Origin of the sequence: Amycolatopsis pittospori (assembly GCF_013870525.1) — a bacterium.
Classification (GTDB): domain Bacteria; phylum Actinomycetota; class Actinomycetes; order Mycobacteriales; family Pseudonocardiaceae; genus Amycolatopsis; species Amycolatopsis pittospori.
The window spans coordinates 17,353-29,453 of sequence record NZ_JACBXD010000066.1 but is presented as its reverse complement, the minus strand read 5'-3'; the positions used below and the strand labels follow the sequence as shown (position 1 = coordinate 29,453).

Sequence of the window (12,101 nt, the reverse complement as noted above, 5' to 3'; positions counted from 1 at the left end):
ACCGGCGTTTCTCGTGGACATTTTCAGTATGGAGGTGGGTCGGTTGCACGTGCTGGCCGATGCGAATCTGCGGCTCGACGCCAGTCCTATCGACTACGTCCTGCTCGCCTTCTATTTCGCCTTGGTGCTCGGCATCGGGTACATGGCGCGAAGGTCGGTCTCGAGCAGCCTGGACTTCTTCCTCTCCGGCCGTTCCCTGCCCGCCTGGGTCACCGGTCTCGCCTTCATCTCGGCGAACCTCGGCGCGGTCGAGATCATGGGCATGTCGGCGAACGGTGTGCTCTACGGCCTGCCGACGGTCCATTACTTCTGGATCGGCGCGATCCCGGCGATGCTGTTCCTCGGCATCGTGATGATGCCGTTCTATTACGGCTCGAAGGTCCGCAGTGTCCCGGAGTTCATGCTCCGCCGGTTCGGCAAACCCGCCCACCTGGTCAACGGCATCAGTTTCGCGAGCGCGCAGATCCTCATCGCCGGCGCGAACCTGTTCCTGCTCGCCAGCGTGGTGAACCTCCTGCTCGGCTGGCCGCTGTGGGTGTCGATCATCGTCGCGGCCGCGGTGGTGCTCTCCTACACCGCGCTCGGTGGCCTTTCCGCCGCGATCTACAACGAGGTCCTGCAGTTCTTCGTGATCGTCGCGGCGCTGCTGCCGCTGACCATCGTCGGCCTGGTGAAGGTCGGCGGCTGGCAGGGCCTGGTCGACAAGCTCAGCGCCGACCCCGGCGGCGAGGCGCAGCTGCACTCGTGGCCCGGTGACAACCTCACCGGCTTCGGCAACAGCTTCCTCTCCATCCTCGGCCTCGTCTTCGGTCTCGGTTTCGTGCTCTCGTTCGGTTACTGGACGACGAACTTCGTCGAGGTCCAGCGCGCGATGGCGTCGAAGAGCATGTCGGCCGCGCGGCGGACGCCGATCATCGGCGCCTTCCCGAAGATGCTGATCCCGTTCATCGTGATCATCCCCGGCATGATCGCCGCGGTCACCGTTTCCGAGTACGTCCAGGACAAGCAGATCCTGCTCGACGGCGGTGAGGCGCCCAGTGGCGTCACCGCGAACAACGCGATCCTGCTGCTGATGCGCGACCTGCTGCCCAACGGCATGCTCGGCGTCGCGATCGCCGGTCTCCTCGCGTCGTTCATGGCCGGTATGGCGGCGAACCTGAGTTCGTTCAACACCGTCTTCACCTATGACATCTGGCAGTCGTACGTGAAGAAGAACGAGTCCGACGGCTACTACCTCCGTCTCGGCCGCCTGGTCACCGCGGCGGGCACGGTGCTGGCGATCGGCACCGCGTTCATCGCGTCGAACTCCGGGAACATCCTGACCTATCTGCAGGATCTGTTCTCCTTCTTCAACGCGCCGCTGTTCGCCACCTTCATCCTCGGCATGTTCTGGAAGCGGATGACGGCGACGGCGGGCTGGGTCGGCCTGGTCTCCGGTACCGCGTCCGCGATCACCGTGTGGCTCCTGTCGCAGGCCGGGATTCTCGGCCTCACCGGGCAGGGCGTCAGCTTCGTGGCGGCCGGTACGGCGTTCGCCGTCGACATCGTGGTGAGTGTCGCGGTCTCGCTCGCCACGGCCCCGAAGCCCGAGGCGCAGCTGGTCGGCCTCGTCTACTCCCTCACTCCGAAGGAGTCGCTGAAGCACGACGAAACCGGCGACGACGCGGGCTGGTACCGCAAGCCGGGGCTGCTCGCCGGCATCGTGCTGATCCTGACCATCGCGCTCAACATCATCTTCTAGGAGGCCGGAGATGGCTGAGTCCAAGACGCCCAAGAAAGCCGGCGTGTTCGACATCCGGCTGATCATCGCCCTGCTCATCGGGGGCTACGGGCTGGTGCTCACGATCATGGGCATCGGCTTCACCACCGAAGAGGAGCTGGCCAAGGCCGCCGACGTCAACATCAACCTGTGGGCGGGCATCGGCATGCTGGTGTTCGCGGCACTGTTCCTGCTGTGGGCCAAGGTCCGCCCGATCGTCGTCCCGCCCTCCTCCGAGGGCGAGGGCGGCGAATAGCCGGGTTGTCCGGACAGCGTCGGGGCGGTCCGGCTACCGTGCACTTCGTGCTGCTCAACGCTCGACGTCGCCGGATCGCGTCCGTGCTGGCCCTGGTGGCCGCACTCGGCGCGCTGCCGGCCTGCGGTCAGAACCTCGGCAAGTCCAACTTCGCCCGCACCACCGTGGCCGCGGAAGCCGGCCCCGGTGGCGAGGTGCCGAGCGGGGACATCAACGATCCCGCCGTCACCCCGGCGGTCCTGCGCACGGTCGACCCGTGCCCGTTGGTGAGCAAGGAAGCGCTGAGCAGCCTCGGCACCCCGGAGGACCCGATCCCGGGATCCACCTCGTTCGGCGCCTGCCGGGCGAAGGTCACCGACGCGGGTGGCAAGAAGCTCACCGTCGGTGTCGACATCGGCGCGTCGACGTACACCTCCAGCCAGGGCGTGACCGTCACGGCGGTGGAAGGACTGCCGCAGGTCGAGCGGAAGGCCAAGGACGGCAAGAGCTGCGACGTCGGCATCATGACGCTGCGCAAGCCCGAGCGCGGAGTGAACTTCTCGGTCACCTATGACGGTGGCGACCCCTGCGCTGCGGCCCGTTCGGTGGCGGCGAAGGCCGTGAAGAGCCTGCACTCGTCCCCGGCGAAGTTCCCCTCCAGCGCGGGCACGCTGACCGCGGTCGACCCGTGCACCGTGGCGGACGCGGCCGTCCTCGGTGAGGTGGTGCCGCACGGCGCGACCTCGCCGACCACCTTCCACTCCTGCGACTGGACCCCGGGTTCCAACCCGCGGATCTCGATCGGGTTCCGCCCGGGCCTGGCGCCCCAGGAACGTGACGGGACCAAGAAGGTCGAGATCGCCGGCGTCACCGCCTATCAGAAGGTCGGGAGCGGCAGCGACGCCGAGTGCAAGCTCGAGTGGGCGCACAAGCCGTGGGTCGTCGACGACGACGTCGAGATCGTCAGCGTGATCTACAAGAACTACGACGAGAAGAAGGACGAAGCCGCGTCCTGCGGGAAGGCCGTCAAGATCGCCGAATCGGTGATCTCGAAGCTCCCGAAGCCCTGACGCTGGCGGCATCCGGCCGGGAGAGGTAGGAAGGGGACACCCCACCCGCCGACGTGTCGGAGGCCGCCATGAAGAAGATCATCAACGACCCGAAGACGGTGGTCGCGGAATCCTTGCGCGGACTCGCCGCGGCGCACGCGGACGTCCTGCGCGTGGAGGACGATCCGGCGATCGTTGTGCGGGTGGACGCACCCGTGGCAGGCAAGGTCGCGGTGATCTCCGGTGGCGGTTCCGGCCACGAACCACTGCACGGTGGCTTCGTCGGACAGGGCATGCTGGCCGCCGCCGTCCCGGGCGCGGTGTTCACCTCTCCGACGCCGGACGCCGTCGAGGCGGCGGTCAAGGCCACCACCGGGGACGCGGGCGCGCTGCTGATCGTCAAGAACTACACCGGTGACGTGCTCAACTTCGAGACCGCCGCGGAACTCGCCGCGGCCGAAGGGCTGGACGTGCGCAGCGTGGTCATCGACGACGACGTCGCGGTCAAGGATTCGACGTACACCGCCGGCCGCCGGGGCGTCGGCGGAACGGTGCTGCTGGAGAAGGTCACCGGCGCCGCGGCGGAACGCGGTGACTCGCTCGACGCGGTGGAGGCCTTGGCGCGCAAGGTGATCGGCCAGGTCCGGTCGATCGGCGTCGCGCTCACCGCGCCGACCGTGCCGCACGCGGGCGAGCCGAGTTTCGACCTCGCCGACGACGAGATCGAGTTCGGCATCGGCATCCACGGCGAACCCGGTATCGAACGGACCCCCGCGCTGTCCGCCGACGAACTCGTCGCGCGGATGGTCGAAGCGGTGGTGACGGACCTGCCCTTCGCCGAGGGCGACAAGGTGCTGCTGTTCACGAACTCGATGGGCGGCACCCCGCTGGTCGAGCTGTATCTGGCGCACGGGATCGCCGAGCGGCTGCTGGCCGAGCGTGGGATCGTGGTCGAGCGGCGCCTGGTGGGGCCGTACATCACCAGTCTCGAGATGCAGGGGATGAGCCTGACTTTGCTGAAACTGGACGACGAGCTGACCGAGTTGTGGGACGCGCCGGTGAACACCCCGGCCCTGAGGTGGGGAGTCTGATGGCCTGCACCGCCGAGACACTCGCCGCCGCCTTGCGGGCGGCGGCCGCGGTGATCGCCGAACATCGCGGTGAGCTCATCGACCTCGACCGCGCGATCGGCGACGCCGACCACGGCGAGAACATGGACCGCGGGTTCGCCGCCATCGTGTCCGCTTTGGACGCCGGGACCCCCGAAACCCCCGCCGCGGTCCTGAAGCTCGCCGCCACGACGTTGATCTCGAAGGTCGGCGGCGCGGCGGGACCGTTGTACGGTACGGCTTTCCTGCGCGCGTCGACCAAACTGGGCGACGCCTCCGAAGTCGACGGTGCTTTGCTCGTCGAAGCACTGCGCGCGGCACTCGAAGGGGTGCAGGCGCGTGGCAAGGCCGTCGGGGGAGACGCGACCATGGTCGACGCGCTGATCCCCGCGGTCTCCGCAGCCGAAGAAGCGGCCGGTTCGGACGTCGCGGCGATCCTGAGCGCCGCCGCCGACGCCGCGGACAAGGGCGCCGAGTCCACTGTGGACCTCGTGCCGCGCAAAGGGCGCGCGTCCTACCTCGGCGAGCGGGCGATCGGGCATATGGATCCCGGTGCCCGCTCGACGGCGCTGCTGCTGCGCGCTTTCGCGGAGGCCGCCCGGTGAGCGTCGGACTCGTGCTCGTCTCCCATAGTGCCAAGCTGGCCGAAGGGCTCGCCGAACTCGCCGCGCAGATGGCGCCGGACGTCACCATCGCGGCGGCGGGGGGTCTGTCCGAGGGCGGGATCGGGACGGACTACGACGAGGTCGTCGCGGCGACGCAGCGTGCCGATTCGGGCGCGGGCGTCGTCCTGCTGTACGACCTCGGCAGCGCGCAGATGACCGCGGATCTGGCCGTCGAATCGCTCGCCGACCCGTCGGCCGCCATCGTGGTGGACGCGCCGCTCGTCGAGGGCGCGATCGCCGCCGCCGTCGCGGCCCAGGGCGGAGCGGACCGCAAGGCCGTCGCCGAAGCCGCCGCGTCCGCGGGCGCGCCGCCGGATCTGACGTTCGACAGCGGACCGCAGGACGGCGAAAGCAGTGTGGAACTCACGCTGCGGAACGACGTCGGGCTGCACGCGCGGCCCGCGGCGATCCTGGTCCGGAGTCTCGCCGGACTGGACGCCGAGGTCACCGTGCGGCTCGGCGAAGAGACCGCGGACGCCAACAGCGTGCTCGCGTTGATGGCTCTCGGCGCACGTCAGGGCGACCGGATCGAGGTCCGCGCGAAGGGTGTTCAGGCCGAAGAAGCCCTGGCCAAGGCCAAGGAACTGGTCGAGGGGAACTTCGGAGAGTGAAATTCCCCTGACTCGATTCGGAGGGTGACAGCTGCTGCTTTCCGCGCCCCGGCATGGCACGATCGGAGAAACTACCGACGAGTAACCTCCGGAGGCCGGTTGTGGCGCGGGAAATCTCGAGTGTGGGAGTCATCGGTCTCGGCACCATGGGTGCCGGGATCGCCGAGGTGCTCGCGCGAAGCGGCGTGTCCGTGGTCGCGGTGGAGATCGACGACGACGGGGTGACCAGGGGCCGCGGCCATCTGGAGCATTCGACCGAACGGGCGGTTTCGGGCGACAAACTCGATGCCGACGGCCGGACGGCGCTGCTGAGCCGGATCCGGTACACCACGTCGCTGCACGAACTGTCCGATGTGGACCTGGTGATCGAGGCGATCCCGGAGAACCTCGAAGCGAAATCCGACGTGTTCTCGCAGCTGGACAAGATCACCGGTCCGGACACGATCTTCGTGTCCAACACGTCCTCGCTGTCGATCACCGAGATCGGGGTGCACACCGCGCGGCCGGGCAAGGTCGTCGGGATGCACTTCTTCAACCCGGCGCCGATCCTGAAACTGGTCGAGATCGTGCGCACCGTCGTCACCGAGCCCGACGTGGTCACCGACGTCGTCGCGTTCGCGGAACGCCTCGGCAAGACGCCGGTGGTGATCGGCGACCGCGCCGGGTTCATCGCCAACGCGCTGCTCTTCGGGTATCTCAACCACGCCGTGCGGATGTACGAGCAGCGCTACGCCACCCGTGAGGATCTCGACGCGGCGATGCGGTTCGGCTGCGGATATCCCATGGGACCGTTGGCTTTGCTGGACCTCATCGGACTGGACACCGCGTACGAGATCCTCGACACGATGTACCACCAGTCCCGCAACCGGCTCCACGCGCCGGCGCCGCTGCTCAAGCAGATGATCACCGCCGGGCAGCTCGGCCGGAAGACCGCTCGCGGCTTTTACGCCTATGACGAAGCCGATTCGCCCACCGTGACCGACGCGGTCAAAGCGTCCACAGTGGAGGGAGCCGAGCCGCGCGAGGTGCGCAAGGTCGGTGTCGTCGGCACCGGGACGATGGCGACCGGGATCGTCGAGGTGTTCGCGAAACGCGGCTACGAGGTCATCCTGCGGGCGCGGAGTGCCGAAAAGGCCGCCGCGTCGGTCGCACGGGTGAAGAAGTCACTGGACAAGGCCGTCGTCAAGGGCAAACTGTCCGAAGAGGACGCCGCCGCCGCACTCGGCCGCATCTCGCCCGCGGTGGAGTTCGAGGAACTGGCCGACGTCGACCTCGTCGTCGAGGCGGTGGCCGAGGACCTGGCCGTCAAACAGGCCGTCTTCGCCGCGCTCGACGACGTCGTGAAGCCGGGCGCGGTACTCGCGACGACCACGTCGTCGCTGCCGGTCATCGAATGCGCGGCCGCCACCTCGCGGCCGTCGGACGTCGTGGGCGTGCATTTCTTCAACCCGGCGCCGGTGATGAAACTCGTCGAGGTCGTCTCGACGATCGCCACCGCGCCCGACGTGATCGCGACCGTGGACGCCGTCTGCGCGGCGGTGGGCAAGCATCCGGTGCACTGCGGCGACCGGGCGGGCTTCATCGTCAACGCGCTGCTGTTCCCGTACCTCAACGACGCGGTCAAGATGCTCGAAGCCCACTACGCCGAGGCCGACGACATCGACACGGCGATGAAGGTGGGCTGCGGTCTGCCGATGGGCCCGTTCGAACTGCTCGACGTCGTCGGGCTCGACGTCTCGCTGGCGATCCAGCGGACGCTGTTCAACGAGTTCCGCGAAGAGGGCTTCGCGCCGGCGCCGCTGCTGGAGCACCTCGTGACCGCCGGGCGGCTCGGCCGGAAGACGGGGAAGGGCTTCAAGGACTACTCGGCGAGGTAGGCCGCGAGTGGCGATTCGGGTTATTGAGGGGTAAGGCGAAGGTGGCGTGGTCGGTGCTGATCGTTGCGTCCGGCCGCGTGGCGGGTGTTGCGAAAGCCACTTTCGCAACGTTCAACGTTGCGAAAGTGGCTTTCGCAACTCCGGAGGGTGGGTGGGCAAGGTGGTCGTGAGTGGCGAGTCGCGTTAGAACGGCACTTGCCCCTCGCGATCACTACCGGCCCGTTCGCCTGGGTGGCTGTGGGCGCGGAGACGTGACTCGCGTGTTTGGGGACGGCATTCGGGTGTGCGGCGTCTGAGCACGCGAGTTCCGTCTCCAAACACGCGAGATCCGTGTCTGAGCACGCGAGTGCGGTGTCGCGTCACGCAGGCCGGCGCCTCGCCCGCGTCACGACACGTTTGACTTACCCCTCAATAGAACCGAGAGCGTTCTAGGTACCTGGTGGATTCTGGCTTCGGCTGATCGCAGATCCGGTCCGTGAAGGCCACTCACGACCCACGAGACCGGTAACTTGGGTGACATGCCGGTTTCGTCGGGGGTAAGGAAGCGGATCAAGGGACTCCTCGATCCTGACGACGAGATCCACTACGTGTTCCCCGCCGACATGTTCGGCAGTACCAGGCCCAGCGTGTTCGTCGCGGTCACCCGCAAGACGATCACGATCCTGTCGACGGGGTACTTGAGCCGGAAGACGCCGAAGCGCGTCATCGGGTCGAGCCTGCGCAACCTGCGGCTCGGGCCGGTCGACACGGCGACCACCCCGTGGTTCAAGTTCAACGGCATCGTCTACGAGATCGACGACGAGTACGTCGCGGTCGTCCACGCCGCCGACGCCGAGATCATGCGAGAAGTGACAAAACCTGAAGATCCGCTGCCGGACCTCTAAGCTCCCCGGGGTGCGTCAGCTGACATACGACGGGGTGCCGATCCCCGGCCTGAACGATCTGGTCCGGACGGCGATCCGGTTGCACCCGGCGTCGGGGGAGCCCCGGCCCGACGAAAGCCATCTCGGCGGCCCGCTGCTCTGGCCGTCGGACGAGCCGTGGCCGGAGTGCCCGGTGACCTGGCCGCCCGATCCGGACGCCTCCGACGACGGCTGGGCGAGCGGGCATCCGCTCGACGGCGCGGTCCCGGTGATGGCCGGGGTGGCGCAGTTCTTCCGCGACGACTTCCCCGAACTGCCGTTCCCGGAGGGCACCGACGTCCTCCAGATCCTGTTCTGCCCGGACGAGCACGACAGTCCGTATCACCGGGGTCCCGCCGTCCGGCTGGTGTGGCGCGATTCCGGCGAGGTCGGGGACATCGCCGAACCGCCGCCGGTGCCCGAATCCGCGGTGCTGCCCGCGCCGTGCCTGTTCGAGCCGTGCTCGATCGACGAACTGCCGCGTGTCGGCGACTTCCCGGCGGAGACCAAGGCCGCGCTCGGCCTCCCCGAGGACTCGGCCGAGGATCCGGAGGGCTGGCCGGAGCTCGGGCAGTACTCGAAGATCGGCGGCTGGACGGCCTGGCGCGACTCCGGCCGGGCCGGACTCGACTGCCGTGACTGCGGTTCCCGGCTGGTGCAGACGATCGCGCTGGCCACCGAGGAACACGACGTCGACTGCGGCTGCGAGGTGCCCGAGGACGAACCGGCGGGCTGGACGCTGGGTGCCCGGGGAATGCTGAACATCTTCACCTGCCCGGCGGACAGCGCGCATCCGTTCAAGGTCCGCATCGACTGACCTCAGCCGGGCGGTAGCAAAGGTCCCCCGCTCCAGTGCTGGAAGACGAGGTTCGTGTGCACGCGCGCGACCTCGTCGCGGGCGGTGAGTTCGTCGAGCACCAGCCGCTGCAGTTCGGTCGCCGACGCGGTGGCGACATGCGCGAGGAAGTCGTCCGGTCCGGTCAGGTGGTAGACGGCGCGGACCTCGGGCAGGCCCAGCAGATGCTCGACGAACGAGTCCACCAGCGCCCGCCGGTGCGGGCGGACCTGCACGAACAGGAGCGCTTCGAGCGGGCGGCCGAGTTTGGCGGCGTCGACCTCGGCGCGCTGGCCGGTGATGACCTCGAGCTCGCGAAGCCGGTTCACGCGGTCGAGACAGGTCGAGGGGGCGACGCCGACTTCGGCGGCCAGATCCTTGTTCGAGATCCGGGCGTCGTTCTGTAGGAGCCGCAGAATCCGCAGGTCGACCGTACTCAGTTCGACAGAATCCGCCATCTGCGAATGATATCCGAGGATATTGCGCCTGATCCGGATAAAACCGCACCATCTCGGGTATGACCGCAACGCTGCGCACCCGAGCCGTCCACGCCGGCCGTGACGACCTCACGGACCTCGGCGTCCACGCCGCTCCGCTCGACCTGTCCACGACCTACCCGTCGCGGGACAGCGTCGAGGAGGCGGGCCGTATCGACGAATTCGCCACCACGGGCTCGTTGTCCGGGCTCCCGGTCTACGGACGGCTGAGCAACCCGACCGTCGAACGGTTCGAGAAGGCGCTGGCCGAACTCGAAGGCTTCGACGACGCCGTCGCGTTCGCCACCGGCATGGCCGCGGTGTCGGCTTCGCTCCTCGCGGCCGTCGCACAGGGGAAGCGGCATATCGTCGCCGTCCGGCCGGTCTACGGCTGCACGGACCACATGCTCACATCCGGTCTGCTCGGCACCGAGGTGACCTGGGCCGATCCGGAAGGCCTCGCCGCGGCGCTGCGTCCCGACACCGGGCTGGTGCTGCTCGAGACGCCCGCGAACCCGACCCTGCGCGAGGTCGACATCGCCGAGATCGTGCGTGCCGCGGGCGACGTACCGGTGCTGGTCGACAACACCTTCGCGACTCCCGTGCTCCAGCGGCCGGGACGGCACGGGGCCCGGTTCGTCCTGCACAGCGCGACCAAGTTCCTGGGCGGGCACGGCGACGTCATGGGCGGGGTCGTGGCCTGCAGCACCGAAGACGCCGGGGTATTGCGGCAGATCCGCTTCGCCACCGGAGGTGTGCTTCACCCGCTGGCCGGCTACATGCTGCTTCGCGGCCTCTCGACGCTCCCGCTGCGCGTCAACGCCGCCTCCGCGACGGCCGCCGAGCTCGTCCAGCGGCTTCGCTCGCACTCGAACGTGAGCGCGGTGCACTATCCGGGCATCGGCGGACCGCTGATCGCGTTCGAGGTCGACGGCGATCCGCACGCGCTCATCGGCGCGGTCCGGCTGATCACGCCGGCCGTCAGCCTCGGCAGCGTGGACTCGCTCATCCAGCATCCCGCGTCGATCAGCCACCGGATCGTCGCCGAGGACGACCGCCGAGGCGCGGGCGTCACCGACAAGCTCATCCGCATGTCGGTGGGCCTGGAGGACGTCGAAGATCTGTGGCACGACCTGGATCAGGCGCTCAAGGCCTGCTGAGATCGTGATCAACGGCATGTCGACAAATCGCCTGACCTGGCTAACCTGGTCGGGTGAAAGATCTGGTCTCGTCCTGGGTGGAATCTTCGGCTCGTAGCACGCTTTCGCGGCTCCACGAGCAGATCGGCGTGGCCGGGCTCGCCGCGGCGGCGGCGCTTCCCGGGCTGTCCGCGGTCTTCGATCAGCACTCGGCCGCGGTGAGGGACATCCTCGCGGCCGGGGTCGAAGGTTCGGCGGCCGTCGCCGGGGTGGTGCTCCTCGCCGGCTACGCGCGCGGGCTGCTCGACGAGGCCAAGACCAAGGGCTGGACGTTCCGCGCGCCCGCCGACCTGTCCGCCTGGAGTACCAGCGACTGGACGACGGCGCGCCTGGTCGGCGTGTGCTCGCTGGCCGCCACGATGGACGACCGCCGGGCACAGCCGACCGGGAACGGGTAGGGCGGCCGGACGCCCCACCCGTTCCCGTTGCAGGTCAGCGGTACTCCGGCGGAGGGGGCATTGACCCACCGGGGGGCCGCTGGCCGGGATCCTGGTGCGGGGGCACCTGGCCCTGGCTGGGCGGGAACTGCTGGTGCTGGCCCTGTTGGGTCATCGTCGGCTCGGTCGCCGCGTGGTGACCGGCGGGAACGGGCGAGTAGCCACCCGCCTGCTCGGACGGCACGGCACCCGAACGGCTCGCGTCCTCACGGCCTCGCTGGTAGGCCTCGGCCTGCGCCTTCGCGGCGGGGATCTCCGCCTCGGCCCGGCCGAGCCAGGTCTCCCAGCGCTGCTGCATCGGCTTGATCAGACCGCCGCCGACACCGACGACGGCGATCCCGCCGACGGTCGCGAGCACGGCGATCAGCACCGGCATCGTGACCGCGGTGGCGACACCGATCTGGTTCAGCGCGGCGATCGCGCCCAGGCCCCAGATGAACACCGAGGCGATGGTGGCGAGCACCTTGCCGTAGGAGACGCCGCCGAGGGCGTTCCCGATCAGGTCCTTGACCGCCTTGGCGATCGCACCGGCGATCACCACGATGACGATCGCGACGATGGCGCGCGGCAGCCACGCGACGATGTCGTTGAGCAGCGAGCTCACCGGGTTCGGCCCGAAGACGCCGAACGCGATCTGCAGGGCGATCAGCAGGATCGCGTAGTAGATGATCTTGCTGATGATGTTCGACGCGTCGAACTGGCTTCGCGCGAGCATCTGCTTGAAGCCGCCGCGTTCGAGGAGCCGGTTGAAGCCGACCTTCTCGAGCACCATGCTCACGGCCTTCGCGATCGCCTTGGCGATCAGCCAGCCGATGAACAGGATGACCAGGAACGCGAGCAGCTTAGGGACGAACGTGGCGACCGAACTCCAGGCGCTGGACACGCCTTGACCGAAATCGACGGCCGCCAGTGCTGATGTGGCCACTGGGCTTCTCCCTTCCCACGAC

The 12,101-nt window shown here is 68.6% G+C and carries 13 protein-coding genes; 11 read left to right on the top strand and 2 right to left on the bottom strand.

Annotated features, from left to right (window positions below; translation table 11 throughout):
- Positions 1–43: 43 nt before the first annotated feature.
- From H5J31_RS29155 to H5J31_RS29115, 9 genes are all read left to right on the top strand, one after another.
- Positions 44–1,741 (top strand): sodium:solute symporter family protein, encoded by a 1,698-nt coding sequence (locus H5J31_RS29155; protein ID WP_181775880.1) that lies wholly within the window; start codon positions 44–46, stop codon positions 1,739–1,741.
- A gap of 10 nt (positions 1,742–1,751) precedes the next feature.
- Positions 1,752–2,015 (top strand): hypothetical protein, encoded by a 264-nt coding sequence (locus tag H5J31_RS29150; RefSeq protein ID WP_181775861.1) that lies wholly within the window; start codon positions 1,752–1,754, stop codon positions 2,013–2,015.
- Positions 2,016–2,062: 47 nt separating this feature from the next.
- Positions 2,063–3,064, top strand: coding sequence for a DUF3558 domain-containing protein (locus tag H5J31_RS29145; protein ID WP_328701643.1), 1,002 nt, complete (start codon positions 2,063–2,065; stop codon positions 3,062–3,064).
- 68 nt (positions 3,065–3,132) lie between these two features.
- Complete coding sequence (gene dhaK / locus H5J31_RS29140; protein WP_181775860.1) at positions 3,133–4,134, top strand: dihydroxyacetone kinase subunit DhaK; 1,002 nt, start codon at positions 3,133–3,135, stop codon at positions 4,132–4,134.
- On the top strand, positions 4,134–4,757 hold the full coding sequence (gene dhaL, locus H5J31_RS29135) for a dihydroxyacetone kinase subunit DhaL (protein ID WP_181775859.1): 624 nt from the start codon (positions 4,134–4,136) through the stop codon (positions 4,755–4,757). Before dhaK ends, dhaL begins: the two co-directional genes overlap by 1 nt.
- Positions 4,754–5,428, top strand: a complete 675-nt coding sequence (gene dhaM, locus H5J31_RS29130; protein WP_181775858.1) for a dihydroxyacetone kinase phosphoryl donor subunit DhaM — start codon at positions 4,754–4,756, stop codon at positions 5,426–5,428. Before dhaL ends, dhaM begins: the two co-directional genes overlap by 4 nt.
- A gap of 101 nt (positions 5,429–5,529) precedes the next feature.
- Positions 5,530–7,305, top strand: coding sequence for a 3-hydroxyacyl-CoA dehydrogenase family protein (locus H5J31_RS29125; RefSeq protein ID WP_181775857.1), 1,776 nt, complete (start codon positions 5,530–5,532; stop codon positions 7,303–7,305).
- Positions 7,306–7,823: 518 nt separating this feature from the next.
- Positions 7,824–8,189, top strand: a complete 366-nt coding sequence (locus H5J31_RS29120; RefSeq protein ID WP_181775856.1) for a hypothetical protein — start codon at positions 7,824–7,826, stop codon at positions 8,187–8,189.
- 10 nt (positions 8,190–8,199) lie between these two features.
- Positions 8,200–9,024, top strand: a complete 825-nt coding sequence (locus H5J31_RS29115; protein ID WP_181775855.1) for a YwqG family protein — start codon at positions 8,200–8,202, stop codon at positions 9,022–9,024.
- 2 nt (positions 9,025–9,026) lie between these two features.
- Here the strand turns inward: H5J31_RS29115 and H5J31_RS29110 are convergent, their stop codons facing one another.
- Positions 9,027–9,500, bottom strand: a complete 474-nt coding sequence (locus H5J31_RS29110; protein ID WP_181775854.1) for an Lrp/AsnC family transcriptional regulator — start codon at positions 9,498–9,500, stop codon at positions 9,027–9,029.
- A 59-nt stretch (positions 9,501–9,559) separates the two neighbouring features.
- Between H5J31_RS29110 and H5J31_RS29105 the strand changes: the two genes are divergently transcribed.
- The gene (locus H5J31_RS29105; protein WP_181775853.1) at positions 9,560–10,678 is read left to right on the top strand and encodes a trans-sulfuration enzyme family protein; all 1,119 of its coding nucleotides are present in this window, start codon (positions 9,560–9,562) and stop codon (positions 10,676–10,678) included.
- 53 nt (positions 10,679–10,731) lie between these two features.
- Positions 10,732–11,115 carry a DUF6401 family natural product biosynthesis protein gene (locus tag H5J31_RS29100; RefSeq protein WP_181775852.1) on the top strand — a complete coding sequence of 128 codons (384 nt, stop codon included), beginning with the start codon at positions 10,732–10,734 and terminating at the stop codon, positions 11,113–11,115.
- A gap of 34 nt (positions 11,116–11,149) precedes the next feature.
- Here the strand turns inward: H5J31_RS29100 and H5J31_RS29095 are convergent, their stop codons facing one another.
- Positions 11,150–12,079, bottom strand: coding sequence for a mechanosensitive ion channel family protein (locus H5J31_RS29095; protein WP_181775851.1), 930 nt, complete (start codon positions 12,077–12,079; stop codon positions 11,150–11,152).
- Positions 12,080–12,101 lie beyond the last annotated feature (22 nt).